The organism is Anaerocolumna jejuensis DSM 15929 (genome assembly GCF_900142215.1).
In the GTDB taxonomy this organism is placed as follows: domain Bacteria; phylum Bacillota; class Clostridia; order Lachnospirales; family Lachnospiraceae; genus Anaerocolumna; species Anaerocolumna jejuensis.
In genome coordinates this window covers 12042-31267 of sequence record NZ_FRAC01000009.1, presented here as the reverse complement: position 1 = coordinate 31267, position 19226 = coordinate 12042, and the positions used below count along the sequence as shown (strand labels likewise).

Genomic DNA, 19226 nt, shown 5'->3' with positions numbered 1-19226 from the left:
GACATCCCCCCTGGGGGGATGCCCTCACTATAGCATAAAGGAAGAAGAATAGCAATATAGGAAAAATAATTGTATTTTTTTTGTAGTATGCTATAATTCTCTATGTGTAAAATTTCTTAAACTATCAGCATAGGCAGTTATAAATAGACGGAATAAGAGCCTCCGCGAAAACTGGTGTAAGTAATCTGATTACTTGAAATCCGGAAGCTCTAAAGGTTTAGGTGATTTGAATTTTTACAAGTACAGTATAATATACTTTTATTCATTAATCCAATATATTGTTTAAATGACGCTCATAAATAAAAGTTATGACCTTTACAATGATAGAAGGAGGGATTGGGATGGAACTGCATTACCTGAAGATATTTCATACCATAGCAAAATATACAAGTTTTAAGAAGGCGTCTGAAGTACTTTGCGTAAGCCAGCCCGCTCTTTCCATACAGATTAAGAAGCTGGAGGGCGGAACCGGACTTAAGCTTTTTAATAAGATTGGCAATAAAATCGTACTCAGTGAAGACGGGGAAATGCTATACAGCTATACCAAGAAGATTTTTGCCATTGTAGAAGATTTGGAAAACCATATCCAGAACCTTGGAAATGAAATAGCAGGGACAATAAACCTGGGGGCCAGCAATACACCCGGAGTCTATATCCTTCCCAAGGTCATAGGCGTAATGAAGAAAAGATATCCGGGTGTTTCCGTGAATCTCCACGTTGCGGATACCTCGGAAATCGCAAACCTGATTGAAAACGGAACCCTCGATGTGGCTGTAAACGGAGGAAACGGCAATTATAACAGCAATATATTTGCGGAAAAGCTTTTTAATGACCGGCTGATTATTGTGGCCTCACCGGAAAATCCCTTAACGGCAAAAGATTCCCTTGATATACAGGAGCTCTCCCATACGGCTTTTGTAGTTCATAGCACAACCTCGCAGCTTTATACCTACTATAAGAAATTTGTGGAAGCCTACGGACTGACAGAGAATATCGGCATGCATTTTGGCAGTATAGATGCGATTAAATACGCCATTTATGCAGACCTGGGGGTATCCATTCTTCCCTATTATGCCGTAAAATCAGAGATTGAGAAGGGAATGCTTACAGAGCTTCGTATAAAATGTGACAAGCTGGAATACCCGTACAGTTTAATATACAATAAGAACAAGCATTTATCCGTGACCACCTGTAAATTTATTGAGGTATTGAAGGAAGTGCTTTAACAGAAAGGAGAGAACTATTATGAAGTTAATGATTGCATCGGATATACATGGCTCAGCCTATTACTGTGATAAAATGCTGGAAGCATACAAAAGGGAGGGCGCAGATAAGCTTCTCTTGCTTGGGGATATACTTTATCATGGCCCAAGAAATGACCTGCCCAGGGAATATGAGCCAAAGAAGGTCATAGAGCTTCTGAATGCCGTGAAAGAGGAGCTGCTCTGTGTCAGGGGAAACTGCGATACGGAGGTTGACCAGATGGTGCTTAACTTCCCGATTCTTTCTGATTATTGCATCCTTTATCTGAATGACCATATGATATTTGCTACCCACGGACATCATTTCAATCCGGATAATAAGCCCTGCATAAAGAAGGGGGATATTCTGTTAAACGGCCATACCCATATTCCCGCCTGGGAGGAGAGAGAAGATTTTATCTATGTAAATCCCGGCTCCGTCTCCATCCCTAAGGAAAACAGCCCTCACAGCTATATCATTTGGGAGGAGGAGGTATTCTTTAAAAACCTGGAAGGTGAGATTTATAAGAAGGCGTCCCTGTAAGGGCCAGCCAGGAATATCTGGCGGAATAGTACTGTAAATAGTTGTTGTAGTATTGGAAATACATTGAATATATATGCAATAATTGATAGTATTCATACATGTTATGGACGAAGCTGGAAGTTATAAATTGGTAATATATCCGTAACGAAGGACAATTTTGGTGGGGGCTTTCAAAAGAATGGCCGATGAAATTCCTGTATAAATACTTTATTAATTCATTGCAATAAAATGTGATATGTGGTATTATAAAAAGCAAAAAAAATTTGTAAGGCAGCAAGGGGGCATTATTTCCAGGCAGATTGCTGCAATCAGCATAATCGTGCTGTTATTTTTACGTATATTTGTTCTTACCCGCGGCAAATATTTGCTTAAAGGCACAGACTACAGATAGAAAGCTAGAATATTTTAATTACGGTGGAGGAAGATATGATTAAAGTAGTTAAATTCGGCGGGAGTTCCTTAGCAAACGCAGAACAGTTCAAAAAGGTGGGGGCGATTATCCGTTCCGACGAAGCAAGAAGGTATGTAGTTCCTTCTGCACCCGGCAAACGTAATTCCAAGGATACCAAAGTGACGGACATGCTATACCATTGCTATGATATGGCAGTGTCAGAGGAAGATTTCAGAAAGACCTTGGATGAAATTAAGAAGCGTTATATGGAGATTATTAAGGGCCTTGACCTTGGGATGTCTCTTGATAAGGAATTCGAGCAGATAGCTGCTGACTTTAAGTCAAAAAAAGGTTCGGATTATGCTGCTTCCAGGGGGGAATACTTAAACGGATTAATTATGGCGGAGTATTTGGGATATGAATTTCTTGATGCGAAGGATGTCATATTCTTTGATAATAAAGGAATATTTGATGCTGACAAAACAGATGCCGTGCTGGCAGAAAGACTTCAGAAAACACCTAATGCGGTAATTCCCGGTTTCTACGGCGCATTGGAAAATGGTGATATCAGGACCTTTTCCAGAGGCGGTTCCGATATCACCGGTTCTATCGTGGCAAAGGCAGTACAAGCTGATATTTATGAGAACTGGACCGATGTATCCGGTTTTCTGGTAGCGGATCCGAGAATTATTAAGAATCCTCAGGTAATCTCCACCATAACCTATAAAGAGCTTCGTGAGCTGTCCTATATGGGGGCTACTGTACTGCATGAGGATGCTATCTTCCCGGTAAGAAAGGAAGGTATTCCTATCAATATCCGCAATACAAATTCACCGGAGGACCCGGGAACTATGATTGTAAAGAACACCTGCTTAAAACCGGAATATACCATAACCGGAATTGCCGGAAAGAAGGGCTTTGTTGCAATCAATATTGAGAAGGATATGATGAATTCCGAAATCGGTTTTGGGAGAAAAGTTCTGAAGGTGTTTGAGGAGAACGGTATTTCCTTTGAGCATATGCCCTCAGGCATTGATACCCTGACGGTATTTGTCCACCAGGATGAATTTGTAGAAAAGGAACAGAGCGTGTTAGCCGGTATTGACCATGCAGCCAGTCCAGACTCTGTTGATTTGGAAAGTGATTTGGCTCTTATCGCCGTTGTTGGGAGAGGGATGCGTCAGATGAGAGGAACAGCAGGAAGAATCTTCTCTGCCCTTGCCCATGCCAATGTAAATGTCAAGATGATAGACCAGGGCTCCAGTGAGTTAAATATCATTATTGGTGTAAGCAACAAGGATTTTGAATCAGCGATTAATGCTATTTATGATATTTTTGTTTTATCCAAGCTGTAAAGAGAAGCTTAAGGAATGTAGTCAATAAAAAGAAAAGTGCTGTCCCCTGATTTCATTATTGGGTGACAGCACTTTTCTTATACTGCTTTTCTTTTGGCAAGAGGATTTTCCGATATAACAAGTCCGGCTATGGTAAGGAGAGTGCCAATACTGCTGATTAAGGTCATTTTCTCATGGAGAAAGATGGCTGAGGTTATAATGGCAATTACCGGAATGACATATATGTACAGACTTGTCTTAACGGCTCCCAATATCTTTGTGGCCCAGTTCCAGATAACATAGCATAAAGCGGAAGCGCCGAGACTTAAATATAGAAGGTTTCCAAGGGTGACTGGCTTTATGAGCTCTTTATAATCAAAGGAAGGACGAAAAACCGGTATGAGAGGAAGCATTGTAAGAAGACCATAGAGGAAGATTTTACGAGTTGCTATGGCCATATTATAGCCCAAATCGCTGATTTTCTTGGTAAAGATCGAATAGATTCCCCACACAAAGGCAGCAGCCAGGGCAAGTAAATCCCCCATGGGATTTAAGGACAGAGCGGTACTTCCGTTGTAGCTGATGAGGAATATTCCGGCCATGGCAGCCAGAAAGCCTAGAAAGAAAGAGGGGCGGAACCTTTCATTCTTCAGCAGAAAGTGCGCCATAAGTGCTGTAAAGAAAGGGGCGGTGGATACTATGACTCCCACATCGGAGGCATAGGTCAGGGTCAGGGCATTGTTCTCCATAAGAAAATATAAGGTTACCCCGGATAATCCGGCACCAAGAAACAGCCATTCGTCGGACTTTTTCTGGCCCGGCAGCTTTGTGCCCTTGGTGGGCTTGATGCACCAGAGAGCTATGTAGCCGATAAAAAAGCGCAGGATTAGAATTTCAAAGGGAGAAAAATCCTTTAACAATACTTTGGTTGAAATAAAGGTAGTGCCCCAGAAGATTACACTGAATAATGCGGCGATATGACCTTTTATGTTTTGACTGGATGACATAAAGACTCCTTTGATATGTGGCTGATGGTTTGACGGGTTAAGATGAGAATTATGGATATTGGCAGCAGGAATAAAACAGATTAAAACTCAATTATGTTAGTTGCAGCATTTCCTTATCAACCGCCTGGGGGGATGGTTACTTACATAAATTTCTTAATAAAACCGGGAGGATTGCAGATATACAGCAGGCATCCTCCCGGTAATTCAAGCTTAATTATTTGATGACGGCCTTTCCGCCCATATATGGCTGTAAGGCTTTCGGAATATTAATAGAGCCGTCGGCATTTAAGTTGTTCTCAAGGAAAGCAATCAGCATTCTGGGAGGAGCAACCACCGTATTATTCAGGGTGTGGGCGAAGTATTTGCCATTCTCTCCCACAACACGGATTTTCAAGCGGCGTGCCTGGGCATCTCCGAGATTAGAGCAGCTTCCCACTTCGAAATATTTCTTCTGTCTGGGGGACCAGGCCTCTACGTCTACAGACTTAACCTTCAGGTCAGCAAGGTCACCGGAACAGCATTCCAGAGTTCTTACGGGAATGTCCAGAGAGCGGAAGAGGTCAACGGTATTCTGCCATAATATATCGAACCACTTAGGGCTGTCTTCCGGATTACATACTACGATCATTTCCTGCTTTTCGAACTGGTGGATTCGGTAAACACCGCGCTCCTCCAGACCATGGGCACCCTTTTCTTTACGGAAGCAGGGAGAATAGCTGGTTAAGGTCTGAGGAAGGGTTTCTTCCGGAAGGATGGTATCAATGAATTTACCAATCATGGAATGTTCACTGGTACCAATGAGGTATAAATCCTCTCCTTCAATCTTATACATCATGGCATCCATTTCCGCAAAGCTCATAACGCCTGTAACAACATCACTTCTTATCATAAAGGGAGGGATACAGTAGGTAAAGCCCCTGTCAATCATAAAATCCCTTGCGTAGGATATCACTGCTGAATGGAGCCTTGCAATATCACCCATCAGATAATAGAAGCCATTGCCGGCTACTTTTCTGGCGCTGTCCAAATCAATCCCCTTTAATTTCTCCATGATTTCCGTGTGGTAAGGAATTTCAAAATCAGGCACTACAGGGTCACCGTAACGCTTAACCTCTACATTTTCACTGTCATCCTTTCCAATGGGAACACTGGGGTCAATAATATTGGGGATGGTCATCATGATTTTCTTGATTTTTTCTTCCAATTCTGTTTCTGCAGCCTCTAATTCGGTAAGTCTCTGGGACTGGGCATTTACCTTGGTTTTCATTTCTTCAGCTTCGTCCTTTTTGCCCTGTGCCATCAGACCGCCGATTTGCTTGGATATCTTATTTCTCTCCGCCCTTAAATTATCGGCTTCCTGCTTGGCAGCTCGGGACTGGGAATCCAGTTCAATAACCTCATCCACCAGGCCAAGCTTATTCTCCTGGAACTTATTTTTGATGTTTTGCTTTACAATATCGGGATTTTCTCTGACAAATTTGATATCTAACATAATTTCCTCCTTAAATAGTAGTTTTGAAAAAAGCAAATAAAAAAATCCTGCCATCCCCAAATAATATGGGACGAAAGGATTCCGCGTTGCCACCCAAATTGCCGTAAAAACGGCCGCTCAACATGGCAGGATAGAGGCTGCCGCCCTTTCGGCTTCCTAATTCAGACAATAAATGAATTATTGCGCTTTATATTCGCCGACAGCTCCAAAAGTGGAAGGACCTGAGCTTTCACCGGTTCGCACCAGCCACCGGTTCTCTGGGGAAATCTCATAATCGTAGCTTTTATCAATGCTGCTTAATATATATCTTAATACTATATTTGTATTTATTATACACAAATATAGAAAAAATACAAGTGGGTTTTTTCAGAAGGACATTTCTGTTATAATGTAGTAGGCAGTTTAATAGCTATGATTTGCAGGATTAAATGCAGGTTTTCGCAATGGGACGGCAATTTGTACAAAATAGAAAGCATGAATGCTTCGATTCCAATGTATAAGAAGTCCTAATTCTCTGAAGCTTTTGTGCTGGACATATCATCAAACAGATAACTCGTGGGCTCAGACAATCTGTTTGATGATATAGCACAAAAGCTTCAGAGAAAAGGACTTCTAATACATTTCCATAGGCGCATTCATGCTTTCTATTTTGTACAAATTGCCTGCGGATATATTAAAACAGGGAGTTTGTCGGGTGAAGTGTAGCGATACAAGGCTGATGATTCAAGGCTGACGATTCATGGCTTATGGTTCATGGATAATGGTTGAGAGTGACTTTTAGCAGATGTACAATAACTATATATTATACCGGATAAGGATGGCAGGGAGAATGATAATACGGGAAGCAAGAACAAAGGAAATCAGGCCGCTTTTGGAAGCAGGTTATAAAATATGGCATAAAGGCAGGAGCTTTGAGGAGTATTACCGGGATAATTCAAGGGAAGATGCCTATGGTACCAGATATGTGCTGGAGGCGGAAGGTGAAATTGCCAGCTCACTTATTGTTTTAAGGCTTGGGGAAAGATTTGGCTGCAAGGCTTATGGTTTTGGCTCGGTATTAACGGAGGATGCCCATAAAGGGAAAGGATATGCTGCCGGCCTGCTGGATTTTTGTATAAAGAAACTTAGGGGAGAGGATTGTATTATATTCCTGTATTCAGAGATAGCACCGGCTTTTTATGAGAGATTTCACTTTCGAATACTGCCGGATAATCTTCAGAAGAAAAAGGGGTGTTATTGCATGGCTCTGTGTAAGGAGGAGGCATGGGAAAAAATCTTAACGGCGGATAGTTTGGACGTTCCTGATTATTTCTGATAAGCCTGAAGAATTACCAGGTATTCAAAGGATTTTTCCTGACTCAAGCGTCAGTTGAGGAACTTTTTTAATAGCTCAATTATTAATTTATTTCTATTTGCAGCCGTTTCGCTATAATGAAAAGCGTAACCGATTGACAGCGCACAAAGCAAGGGCAATGTGAAAAGAAAAGCAATGAAAGCTTTTTAATAAGGCAGTACCTGTTAAGCAGATGTGCGGTATACATGGCTGCCAGGCTGGAGCATGAATTTCATATACATAGCAGGAATATGGAGCCTGGATTTGGTGACCGTGAAAGGAGATAGTATGTTTAGTACAGTTGAAGTAGGAAAGAAAATAGCGGAATTTCGTAAAGGTAAGAACATGACACAGATGGAGCTGGCAGATGGACTGGGAATAAGCTATCAGGCTGTCAGCAATTGGGAGAGGGGGAATTCCATGCCGGATATCTCCAAGCTCCCGGAGCTGGTGTCCGTACTGGACTGCACCATTGATGAGCTTCTTGGGAGTAAGAAGGAAAGCGAGTTGTTCCAAAAGATTATTGACGGAAAGGAAAAGGAATATGTAAAAGAGCAGAAGGTTACCATTGAAGAGATAGCTTCTGCCAGCCCGGCTTTAAAGCCAAGCCAGACAGAGAGTCTGATTGAAACCATAATAACTGAGAATTCCGACCGGGTATCCTTGCAGGATTTGGTGAAGATAGCACCCTATGTCAGTGAAGAGTATCTGATGCAGTGGATAGGAAAGCTGGATGTTGTAACAGATTTATCAGGCATCACGGCACTTGCTCCTTTTTTGGGAAGTGAATCACTGGATAGGATAGTACAGAAATTAGAACATCTTGGAAGCCTTTCAAAGGTTACCAGTCTGGCCCCTTTTTTATCGAGTGAAACAATTGACAGATTGGTTGATGAGGCAATGGAGGAAGATAACCTTGGAGAATGTACGGGCTTATATCCATTCTTAAGCAATTCTTCAGCAAAGAAGCTGGGTGACAAGCTGATGAAGGAAGGCAGTATGAAGGAATTTATCAAGCTGGCCCCATTTCTGTAAGAGAAAGCGGCAAATATAAGAATAAAAAGAGGATTGCTTCGGAAAGGGAGTTATGAAAGAATTACTGTTAAGGCGCAAGGGGAAGTTCATTCAATATCTGTTTGCAACATTTCTGTTCGTTGGTGACCATTTTGCACAAATGGGGATTTTTGTACTGCTGTTAAGAGCAATTGAAAAGGGAGATAGTAAGCACTTTGGCTATGTGGTGGCTATTACCGTGCTGTTTATATTCTATGCTCCGATAAATTTCCTGATTTCAAGGCTTTTGCGTATCCGTTACATGAGGGATACCATTTTGGATGTAAGAAAGCAGGCCTTTGATAAGATTATCAATATGCCCTTCAAGAAATTTTCAGCAAGGTCAAAGGAGATTTATATTTCCAATCTGATAAATGATATTAATACCTTTGAGAATAAGTTTTTTATCAGTCTTTTAAATTATCTCATTAATATCATAATGTTCCTGCTTTCCATCCTGATTCTGGCTTTTCTGGATTATAAGCTGGCTATTGCCATGGCCTTGCAGGCAGTCATATTAACTGCCCTTGCCACTGTTTTTGTTAAAAAGGCTTCTGCCCTGGAGACGGAGCTGTCCGAGTGCAATGAGAATTTTACCACGGACATGGCAAATACCTTTAATGGCATGGAAATCCTAAAGCTTAACCATATTGAAGAGAAATTTAAGGATAAGAGCATGGAGTCCATTAAAAGGGCGGAGAGTAAGAAATTCGCGGCGGCCTTTTTTACCGATATGCAGAAGCATGTCATCCGCATCATATCCTTTGCGTCTTCGGTTGCAGTTATGATTTATCTGGCCTACAGCTTTTTAAACGGCTTAAGCTTAAGTATGGGAGGATTCTTATTTCAGCTATGCTCCTCCAGCGGCAACTACCTTATCAATGCTTTTCCCATGAGAAACCAGATGAAGGCCTCCATGACTATTTACAGAAAAATAGCGGAGCCCGATGAAAACAGCGAGGAGCAGGATAAGGGCAGTGAAGAATTTTGCTTTCATAAGGAGATTACCTTAAAAGCTGTAAGCTTTTCCTATGGTAAAAAGGAAATCTTAAAGGATGCCGCCTTTACTATTGAAAAAGGGAAAAAATATCTTATCAAAGGACCCAGCGGTGCCGGAAAATCTACTTTAATCAATCTGCTTGCCAAGGTTACAGAGGACTACAGGGGAGAAATATCGGCGGATGGCATTGATTTTCGCAGGATAAATGAAAAATCCTTTCACAGCAAGGTGGCCTTCGTCTACCAGGATGTTTTCCTTTTTGAGGATACGATTCGTAATAACATCGCCCTGTATCAGGAGGTACCGGAGGAAAAGATACAATTTGCTGTTAAAGTATGCGGACTGGAGGGAATCTGCGGGGACAAAAAAGCAGGGATTGATGAAATGCTCTCGGAAAACGGCAAAAATCTCTCAGGCGGACAGCGGCAAAGAATATCCATTGCCAGAGCCATTGCAAAGGATGCGGAAATTCTTTTTGTGGATGAGGGTACTTCCAGCTTAAATGAAGAGCTGGGAAGGGAAATCGAAAGGGTATTTTTAAATCTTGAGAATACCGTTATTGCAATCAGTCACCGTTACTATGAGGGAGTCACCGATAGGTATGATTATGTGCTGGAGATTAAGAACGGCCGAGTTCATCAGTTCCCTGCGCAGGAATATTTCCACGAGGTGGTAGTATGTTAAAGAAATTAATAAAGGCTCTTCCTTACCTGCTGCTGGCTTTAACCATATCCCTTCTGCTGGCAGGACTTGATGCCCTGGTTACCAGAAAAATGCTTTCCATGCTGGATTTGGCACTAAAGGGTAATGTTGCTGCAGTGAAAGCCCAGACGCTGTCCCTGCTGGGAGGAGCAATAATACTTGTTCCCCTGGGAGTGGCAGAAGCTATGACCGGTAACCTTTACAGGAAAAAGGTAAACCTATACATAAAGAATTATTACGTGGAAAAGGTATTTGGAAAAAACATCCGTGAATTCCAGAAGGAGAATAACAGCAGGTACCTTTCTTCCATGACCAATGATTTTAATACCCTGGAAACGAATCTGATTATGGGAATCTATACCGTCGGAAAAGGAGTAATCAGTTTTCTGGCGGGCATGTGGCTCTTATCAACAGTGGATTACCGTATGATATTGTTTGCGGTTATTATCATTGCCGTTAATCTGCTCATATCCATCGTAACTTCCAAGCCTCTAAAGAGAAATTATAAGGAGCGCAGTGACCTCTTTGATGGCTATACTTCCTATATAAAGGAGGTTTTGTCCGCTTTTCATATTGTAAAGAACTATAATCTCCATGAGAAGGTAACGGAGGACTATTATCAGAAAAGCGATGAAATACAGAATAAGGGTTTTGTTATTGACAGGCTGATATCCTTTGTGAATGCTTCACAGAACTTTATTATGAATGGAAGCTTCTACGGTATCCTGTGCGGAATAGGCTATATGGCAGTTACGGGAAGGATAACAGCGGGAGGCTTAATTGTGATTATGGAAGGGATTAACCGGATGACTTTTCCGATTTTTGAGCTGGCAGAGAACCTTCCGAAGCTTTTTACCGCAGGCGATTTGATAAACAAGATAGAAGACTCTCTTAAGAATAAGGTTACCTGCGAGGAAACCGTAGAATTAAAGGATTTTACGGAGAAAATACAGCTGAAGGAAGTCGGCTTCCACTATGAAGAGGATGACAGGCAGATATTAAAGGACATCAATCTTACCTTAAAGAAAAACGGAAAGTATCTGGTGGTAGGTCCAAGCGGCGGCGGGAAGTCAACCTTACTCCGGCTGTTACGCAAATACGTAAATCCGACAGAAGGAGCAATCCTTATTGACGGGCATAATTTAATGGATGTAAAAAAGGAGGATTATTTCGGCCTCATTGCCAATATTGAGCAGCAGGTTTTCTTATTTGAAGACACGGTCCGGAATAATATCACCTTGTATAAGGAATATAAGGAAGAGGAAATCCAAAAGGCAGTAAAGGATGCCGGCCTGTGGGAGTTTGTCCGGGGGCTGCCAAAGGGGCTTGATACGGTAATTTACGATAATGGCAGGAATATATCCGGCGGTGAAAGAAGCCGTGTTGTCATAGCCAGGGCACTTCTTAGCAAGGCAAGGATTCTGTTTATGGATGAAGCCTTTGCCTCCCTTGATATGGAGCGGGCAAGGGAGATTGAAAAAACAATACTTGGCCTTGAGGATATTACCGTAATTAATGTAAGCCATGTAATCTTTAAGGATACGAAAGATTTCTATGACAAGGTAATAACGGTAAAGGGCAGTACTTCGCCTTTGTTTAATGGGTGAGGTACTGTGCTGCCTGTGGCTTATTGTTTGCCGCTTAAGGATTTTACTCCTGCGGATAAGCTTTCTTTGCGGAGGATTTACTTGTCAACCATTTCCTATGATTAAAGTATTCTTATTGGAGCAGCTTATCCTAAGAGTAAGGTTCTTCTGCTGAATTGTTTTTTTCCTTTGCGGAAGGTTCTCCTGTGGAAGTATCTTTCCCCTTCGAAGAAGAATCCACTGCGGAGTTGCCTTTATCCTGTGAAGAAGGTTTTTTGGGAGTATCAATATTATTATTGAAACAAGAGTCCCCTGTGGTATTGCCCTTATCCTTCGAGCTGAAATCCTCAGCGGAAGTATCCTTCTTATTGGGACAAGGATTCCCCGTGGTGCTGCCTTTATCCTTCAAGCTGGAATCCTCCGTGGAAGTATCCGTATCATTGGAGCAGGGATTCCCTGTGGAAGTGTTATTATCCTCCGAACTGGAATCCTCAACGAAAGTATCGTTTTCATTGGAACAAGGCTCCTCCGTGGAGTTATTTTTATCCTTGGAGTTGGGCTCCTCCGTGGAAGTATCATTCTCATTGGAGCAAGGCTCCTCCGTTGAGCTATCCTTATCCTTAGAGCTTGAATCCTCAGTGGAAGTGTCGTTCTCTTCGGAACAAGGATCCTTCGTGGAGTTGTCTTTGTCCTTGGAGTTGGAATCCTTTGTGGAATTATCCTCCTTTGAGTTATTATCCTCTGAGGAGTTATCCTCATCCTGATTTATGATATCCTCCCTGGCCTGTATCGTTGCAAGGGTGTCTCCAAGCTGGCTAAAAACTGCTGAAAGGAGTGCGACTTCATCAGCAGAGCAGGAATTCGCTATATTGCAGGCTATTGCTGTTATAAAGGTAACAAACTCGCAGGAGGACATTTGGCAGCGTTTCTTTTTCATGGATTTATACCTCAAAGCTCTTATCTAATGTATATGCGAAAGATAGCATATTTTTCTTGTATTTCATAAAAGGCTCTGTTATAATAGCTTTAGTTTATTTATCAGGAGGTATTATAAAATGTGGACAAAATTACGTTTATTTACTTTATGCTGCTAATTTCATAGTGCTTAAAGCTCTGCCTGTCAGAGAGTAAACGGGATTAATCTGCCTTTTTATAATAAATCACTTATTGAATAGTAGGATAGTGTGAATTAAAAAGCAATTTTCACACACAAAATTATGCCTGCGAAATCCTCGGCCCAATCTTGCGGCGCGTTGGAAGGTACGGCGTTCGTGTGAAGAATAGCTTTTCACGTTCCTATTAGGCAGTATCGCAAGCATGCTTGCGGTATGGATGGTGTCTGTAAAGAAGGGGAAGGTACCTTCTTTTTTTCGTGCTTAAAATTCCATTGTCAAAAGATAGGTCAGGCAGATGCTTGGAAAAGGAGACATCTGTATGATGGAAAAAGAAAGAGTCCTCCTGGCAGGAGGTAAAAGAAAAGGGGATGAAGGCTTTGATTCTTCCATGGAAGAATTAAGAGAGCTTGCATTTGCCTGTGATATGGAGGTTGTGGGAGAGATTATCCAGAACCTTGAGAAAATTCATGTAGACTTGTTTTTTGGAAAAGGAAAGACAGAAGAATTAAAGGAACGAATGGAAGAATTACAAGCGGATACTGTAATATTTAATGAAGAGCTGACACCGTCCCAGACGAGAAATCTGGAAAGATTCCTGGAATGCAGGGTGGCAGACCGCTCCATTCTCATTATGGACATCTTTGCAAGGCGTGCCAAGACCAAAGAGGCACAGATGCAGGTGGAAATGGCAAGGCTCAAATATATGCTGCCAAGGCTGTCAGGGCTTGGAGGCAGCTTAAACCGCCAGGGCGGCGGTGCCGGCCTTCACAACAAGGGAGCCGGTGAAACAAAGCTGGAGCTTGACAGAAGAAAAATTGAAGAACGGATAGCAAGGCTTGAGCGGGAGCTGGCGGAACTAGTGGAGAGAAGGCAGAACCAAAGGCAGAAAAGGGAGAAGAATGAAATTCCTCTGGCGGCTTTGGTTGGCTATACCAATGCCGGAAAGTCCACGGTCATGAATTCTATGCTTAAGCTCTTAAAGACCTCCACAGATAAAATGGTTCTGGAAAAGGATATGCTTTTTGCTACTCTTGAAACCTCTGTCCGAAAGATAACGACAAAGGAGAACAGGACTTTTCTTCTAACGGATACCGTAGGTTTTATCAGCAGGCTTCCTCATCATCTGATAAAGGCCTTCCGTTCGACCCTGGAAGAGGTGCTTATGGCAGACCTGTTAGTTCAGGTAGTGGATGTCTCTGATAAAAATTATGAAAAACAGATGACAGTAACTGCCGAAACCTTAAAGGAGCTGGGAGCTGAAAGCATCTCTGTGCTATATGTTTTTAATAAAACCGATAAGCTGACCCCGGAAGAGCTGGAATCCATCAGGGAGAAGAAAGCAGACCTTAACTGCCTCTTTCTGTCGGCAAAGGATGAGGGGGATATAGGGAAGCTCACCCAGCAAATTACGGAGAGCCTGTTTGATGAAGATGTGAGCTTAAAGCTGTGCCTGCCCTATACAGAGAGCAAATGGGTTCCATTTTTACAGGAGAATGCCACTGTTACCGAGCTTAATTACGGAGAAGAGAAAATAGAGGTTACGGCACTTTGCAGAAAAGGCCTGTTTGAGAAGTATTTTAAAAATTCTGATTTTCAGGTAATGAATTAAAAAACTTAGTGCTGCCTTGCGTAAGCTGTGTTGATTTAAGGGTATTTTGAGTAAGGCGGTACGGGTATTTCTGGAAGTCCATGCCAAGGATGGCAGTCAAAAAAAGATTGACAAACTCTATGCTATCGAGTATCATTTATGTACTGTAGTAAGGGAGTAGTTAGCCAATTGTGTGTAATAGAGCCAACATACTGATAGACGTCTATCTGGCTTTATTTTAAATAACGAGACTTACCTGCAGCCGTAAGGTTGCAGGTGGGTCTTTTTTCTTGCTGAAATCTTAGGGGGATGCAGAAGGAATTACAGCACAAAGCGGCTTAAGACACAAAAGGAGAGAATAATTATGAATCTGGCAGAATTACTTATTTTAGCCATAGGACTTGCAATGGATGCTTTTGCGGTTGCAGTCTGTAAGGGCCTGTCCGTCAAGAAAATATCCGTCAAGCACCCGGTAATTGTGGGACTGTACTTTGGTGTCTTTCAGGCGGTAATGCCTATGATCGGATATTTTCTGGGAAAACAGTTCAGTGACAAAATAAATGCAATTGATCATTGGGTTGCATTTATCCTGCTTGGAATTATTGGTGCTAACATGATTAAAGGCGCCATAAAAGAAGAGAAAGAAGATGAATGCGTCAGTTGCAAGGAGGTTGATAACTCTCTGAATGTAAAGGAAATGCTGGTGCTTTCCGTAGCGACCAGTATTGATGCCCTGGCAGTCGGTATAACCTTTGCCTTCTTAAAGGTAAATATTCTCATGGCTACTTCTTTTATTGGTGTCGTGACCTTTTTGATATCAGCAGCCGGTGTGATGATTGGTAACATCTTTGGAGGAAAGCTGAAATCCAAGGCAGAAATGGCTGGAGGAATTATTCTGGTCTGTCTTGGCACAAAGATATTGCTTCAGCATCTTGGGATTCTCAGTTAAGGGATATCAGGTTGATTAAGGACTATCATATTAATGAAAAATGCAACATAATTAAGATTCCAACATGATTAAGAGTAACATGATTAAGAAAGTAACATAATTAAGAAAGTAACATGATTAAGAAAGTAACATAATTAAGGAAGTAACATAATTAAGAAAGTAACATAATCACGAATGCAATATTAACAAGGTGCAGTACTAAGATGGAAGTGCAGCATTAAACATTAATAAAAGCTGCAAAATTAATAAAGAAATTCAATATTGATAGCTGATGCAATATCTTTATTTAGATTGCATCAGCATCAAACAGCAGGATACCAAAAAAGGGTTCTGCTATTTTTTTATCAAAATTTGATTCGGTTGTTTTAAATTAATTCCAGCTTTTTACTAAGTATACTTGATTTATAAAAATACAGCAAATAATTTTCACCGAGCTTAGCTTGAAAAATACGGTGTATTTTAAGCTTCAACCTCTTTTATAAAACATTTTCATTATTTTGTGAAAATCACTTGCTGATTTTTGAAATTAGGTATATAATAAAATTAAATTTAGGTATACCTAAAAAGGAGAAAACAATATGACTCGAAACAAGGAAGACTACATTAAGGAAATATATAAGCTTGGCGGAGCAGAACAGCAGGTAAATAATAAGCAGATAGCAGAAATATTGAATGTATCGCCTGCTTCTGTTACGGAAATGTTAGGAAAGCTTCAAAAAGAAGAGTTAATTGTTTATGAGCCTTACAAGGGTACCAAATTAACGGAAGAAGGCATGAAAGCAGCCGTAACGCTTTTAAGAGGACACAGGCTATGGGAGGTATTTCTCATAGAACACCTTGGATATACCTGGAGCGAAGCTCACGAGGATGCGGAAAGGCTGGAGCATGTAGCACCGGCAAGACTGATTGACAGGCTTGAGAAATATTTGGATTACCCGGCTTTTTGCCCTCATGGAAATGCGATTCCGCAAGCCGACGGTAAGATGAGAATACCAAAGCTAAAAAGCCTGGTGGAGATGCAAGCAGGAGAAAGCTCCACAATCCGAAGAGTAACCGAGGAAAATGACCTGATGGATTACCTTCAGGAGCTTGGAATCCACATAGGGAGCAAGGTCGTAGTAGAAGAATTCGGAGCCTGCGAAGGCCCGGTTACCATAAGAGTGGACAATACACAGAAGCAGCTAAGCTATAAGGCTGCCGGAATGGTGTATGTAGATGAAAAATAAATGAACTGTACCAATAAATTCAATTGAGAATTAAATTAGATGGAAAAACCAATTGATTGCGTGCCACAGAATATCGAATTGAAGATTTAATATTTATGAAAGGAGCTATTATGGATGTAAAATATTATGTCGAACGTAAATTAAGTATGCTTTTAGTAGTTATTACAATGCTGGTAATCTTCGCCTGCTGATTCACTTGCAAATATATTGCCATACCGCTATAATGAGAAGAACAGACTGATAAAGGTCCTGTTCTTTTCTTATATAGTCATTTAAGGACAGGAAGGATAAAGAAAATGACTGTAAATCCAACTACGTGAGGATATAAAAATGTACAGTTTTATGAATGATTACAGTGAAGGTGCCCATCCAAAGGTATTGGAGCTGTTAATGAAGAGTAATTTAGAGCAGAATGCAGGTTATGGTGAAGATACACATACGGCAAAAGCGAAGGAATATATTAAGAAGCTGCTTGGGAATGAGAAGGCTGATATTCATTTCATTCCGGGAGGAACTCAGACAAACCTTATTGTAATATCCTCCTTTTTAAGACCCTATGAAGGTGTTATTGCCGCTGATACCGGACATATAAATGTTCATGAAACAGGCGCAATTGAAGCAACGGGGCATAAAGTAATAACAGTACCGAACAGGGAGGGTAAGGTTATCCCGGAGGACATCCTTGAGGCAGTAAGGTTCCACAGTGATGAACATATGGTAAAGCCGGCTATGGTGTATATTTCAGATTCTACAGAGCTTGGCACCGTATATACAAAGGAAGAGATTTACAAAATACGCCAGTTATGTAATCGAGAGGGACTTTTATTATTCCTGGACGGAGCAAGATTAGGTTCTGCACTTGCTTCAAGGGAAAACGACCTGGAGCTGTCCGATATTGCAGAGCTTACGGATGTATTTTATATCGGCGGAACAAAGAACGGAGCCCTTCTTGGAGAAGCTCTTGTTATTGTAAAAGAGGAGCTAAAAGCCAATTTCCGTTATCTAATCAAGCAAAGAGGAGCATTGATGGCAAAGGGCTTTGTTGCGGGAATACAGTTTGAAGCACTGTTTTCCGATAGTCTGTTCTATGAACTGGGGGAGCACGCCAATGAGATGGCAGGAAGGATAGGAGACACTCTTAAATCCCTGGGAATGGAATTTCTGGCACCGCCCGTAAGTAATCAGCTATTTCCAATACTCCCGGATGAATTTCTGGAGGAACTGCAGGAGGAATTTCTGTTCTCCGTGCAAAAAAGCATGGGAAATGGTGAAAGCGCCGTCCGCTTTGTCACCTCCTGGGCCACTACACCGGCAAGTGTCGAAGCCTTGTGTGAATTCTTAAAGAAAAGGTTTAAAAAGTAAGTGCTTATCCGGTTACGGAAATTTTTATTTTGGTATAATTTTGCATAAGAAACCAGGAAGAATCTTAAAATAAAAGGGAGACAGTTTTACTGGAAAGACAGGTAAAATACGTCAGAAAGGAGAGTATAAATGGAACATATCTATAAGCAAAAAATTATTCAGGGAAGGGAAATTATGAAAACATCCGATTACGAGGTGGAAAGTGATGAGGCGAAGGGGCTGCCCCAGCCGTTATTATCAAATGAAAAATCTACGGATACCGTTGTACAGCTTTCCAAAGAATTTGAAGATATCATAACAGATGGCAATTTCCTAAGTGTACTAAATAACCGGACCAGCAAGAGAAAGTATGCAGAAGAAGCCTTGACCTTAAAGGAACTGTCCTTCCTCCTTTGGGCTACCCAGGGAGTAAAAGGTGTAATCGGTAATAAAAGAAAGGCAACGCTCCGCACCGTACCTTCAGCAGGAGCAAGGCATCCTTTTGAGACATATTTGTTTGTAAACAGGGTAGAGGGACTTAACCAGGGCCTTTACCATTATCTGCCTCTTACCCATGAATTAGAATTGATAAGGGAAGACAGTGACCAGGAGAATAAAGTGACAAAGGCCTTCTTAGGGCAAAGCTTTGCCGGAGGAGCCCCGGTATGCTTTGTATGGAGTGTCGTGCCCTACCGCAGCGAATGGCGCTATACGGTGGATGCCCAGAAATACGCACTATTGGATGCCGGACATATCTGCCAGAACCTTTATCTGGCCGGAGGAGCCATCGGATGCGGCGTATGTGCAATCGGAGCCTACGATCAGCAGTTGACCGACAGCCTTATTGGATTGACAAGGGCATACTCTTTGGAAGAGGACAGCGAATTCGCTGTATATGCAGCAGCAGTCGGTAAGAAAGTAAAAGAGAGCTGACTATGAGAATCGGAACCTTACAGATATGGCTGTATATGCCCTGGGTACATTCTTTAAAGGAAAAGCGTATGGTGGTAAAGAGCCTGTGCAGTAAGTTAAGAAATCAATTTAACCTGTCCGCAGGAGAAGTGGCAGAGCAGGATACCCATCAGACAGCCGTATTTGGGATTGCCTGCGTAGCAGGAGATACCAAGCAGGCTGACAGTATCGTGGATAATGTCCTGTCTTTTATAGAAAGTAATACCGAAGGTGAAATTACCAGAATTCAAAGAGAGATATTATAGTTATAGTTTTAAAAATGCGATGCATTTTTAAACTTGCTATTAGGGCAGTATCACAAGCAAGCTTGTAATATGCATGGGGAATAGTGTGAAAATTAAAAAGCAATTTT

At 41.6% G+C, this 19226-nt stretch carries 16 protein-coding genes; 13 read left to right on the top strand and 3 right to left on the bottom strand.

The genetic code is table 11. From position 1 onward, the window contains the following. The first annotated feature begins 341 nt into the window (after positions 1-341). From BUB77_RS08075 to BUB77_RS08065, 3 genes are all read left to right on the top strand, one after another. On the top strand, positions 342-1226 hold the full coding sequence (locus BUB77_RS08075; RefSeq protein WP_073274673.1) for a LysR family transcriptional regulator: 885 nt from the start codon (positions 342-344) through the stop codon (positions 1224-1226). A 19-nt stretch (positions 1227-1245) separates the two neighbouring features. Further along, on the top strand, positions 1246-1785 hold the full coding sequence (gene yfcE, locus BUB77_RS08070) for a phosphodiesterase (RefSeq protein WP_073274671.1): 540 nt from the start codon (positions 1246-1248) through the stop codon (positions 1783-1785). Positions 1786-2211: 426 nt separating this feature from the next. After that, the gene (locus tag BUB77_RS08065; RefSeq protein WP_073274669.1) at positions 2212-3531 is read left to right on the top strand and encodes an aspartate kinase; all 1320 of its coding nucleotides are present in this window, start codon (positions 2212-2214) and stop codon (positions 3529-3531) included. 77 nt (positions 3532-3608) lie between these two features. On the opposite strand, the gene BUB77_RS08060 is transcribed toward BUB77_RS08065, so the two are convergent. Beyond that, positions 3609-4517 carry a DMT family transporter gene (locus BUB77_RS08060; RefSeq protein WP_073274667.1) on the bottom strand — a complete coding sequence of 303 codons (909 nt, stop codon included), beginning with the start codon at positions 4515-4517 and terminating at the stop codon, positions 3609-3611. A gap of 214 nt (positions 4518-4731) precedes the next feature. Beyond that, positions 4732-6009 (bottom strand): serine--tRNA ligase, encoded by a 1278-nt coding sequence (serS, locus tag BUB77_RS08055; protein ID WP_073274665.1) that lies wholly within the window; start codon positions 6007-6009, stop codon positions 4732-4734. A gap of 829 nt (positions 6010-6838) precedes the next feature. Between serS and BUB77_RS08050 the strand changes: the two genes are divergently transcribed. The 4 genes from BUB77_RS08050 (at position 6839) to BUB77_RS08035 (ending at position 11704) form a co-directional block, all read left to right on the top strand. Continuing rightward, positions 6839-7324 carry a GNAT family N-acetyltransferase gene (locus BUB77_RS08050; RefSeq protein WP_073274663.1) on the top strand — a complete coding sequence of 162 codons (486 nt, stop codon included), beginning with the start codon at positions 6839-6841 and terminating at the stop codon, positions 7322-7324. Positions 7325-7630: 306 nt separating this feature from the next. Next, positions 7631-8377, top strand: a complete 747-nt coding sequence (locus BUB77_RS08045) for a helix-turn-helix domain-containing protein (RefSeq protein ID WP_073274662.1) — start codon at positions 7631-7633, stop codon at positions 8375-8377. A gap of 52 nt (positions 8378-8429) precedes the next feature. Beyond that, positions 8430-10079: an ABC transporter ATP-binding protein gene (locus BUB77_RS08040; RefSeq protein WP_073274661.1), complete on the top strand. Its 1650-nt coding sequence runs from the start codon at positions 8430-8432 to the stop codon at positions 10077-10079. Next, entirely contained in the window at positions 10073-11704 is a 1632-nt protein-coding gene (locus tag BUB77_RS08035; protein ID WP_073274660.1) for an ABC transporter ATP-binding protein, read from the top strand. Before BUB77_RS08040 ends, BUB77_RS08035 begins: the two co-directional genes overlap by 7 nt. Positions 11705-11834: 130 nt before the next feature. Here BUB77_RS08035 and BUB77_RS08030 read toward each other — a convergent pair whose 3' ends face one another. Further along, positions 11835-12620 (bottom strand): DUF6774 domain-containing protein, encoded by a 786-nt coding sequence (locus BUB77_RS08030; RefSeq protein WP_073274658.1) that lies wholly within the window; start codon positions 12618-12620, stop codon positions 11835-11837. A gap of 497 nt (positions 12621-13117) precedes the next feature. Here BUB77_RS08030 and hflX point away from each other — a divergent pair, with 497 nt between their 5' ends. From hflX to BUB77_RS08000, 6 genes are all read left to right on the top strand, one after another. After that, entirely contained in the window at positions 13118-14407 is a 1290-nt protein-coding gene (gene hflX, locus BUB77_RS08025; protein ID WP_139241136.1) for a GTPase HflX, read from the top strand. A 343-nt stretch (positions 14408-14750) separates the two neighbouring features. Beyond that, complete coding sequence (locus tag BUB77_RS08020) at positions 14751-15335, top strand: manganese efflux pump MntP (RefSeq protein WP_073274656.1); 585 nt, start codon at positions 14751-14753, stop codon at positions 15333-15335. A 578-nt stretch (positions 15336-15913) separates the two neighbouring features. Beyond that, positions 15914-16561 carry a metal-dependent transcriptional regulator gene (locus BUB77_RS08015; protein ID WP_073274654.1) on the top strand — a complete coding sequence of 216 codons (648 nt, stop codon included), beginning with the start codon at positions 15914-15916 and terminating at the stop codon, positions 16559-16561. A 330-nt stretch (positions 16562-16891) separates the two neighbouring features. Next, positions 16892-17923 carry a threonine aldolase family protein gene (locus BUB77_RS08010; protein WP_073274652.1) on the top strand — a complete coding sequence of 344 codons (1032 nt, stop codon included), beginning with the start codon at positions 16892-16894 and terminating at the stop codon, positions 17921-17923. A 129-nt stretch (positions 17924-18052) separates the two neighbouring features. Further along, on the top strand, positions 18053-18835 hold the full coding sequence (locus tag BUB77_RS08005; RefSeq protein ID WP_073274650.1) for a SagB/ThcOx family dehydrogenase: 783 nt from the start codon (positions 18053-18055) through the stop codon (positions 18833-18835). 2 nt (positions 18836-18837) lie between these two features. After that, positions 18838-19119, top strand: a complete 282-nt coding sequence (locus BUB77_RS08000; RefSeq protein ID WP_073274648.1) for a DUF503 domain-containing protein — start codon at positions 18838-18840, stop codon at positions 19117-19119. Positions 19120-19226 lie beyond the last annotated feature (107 nt).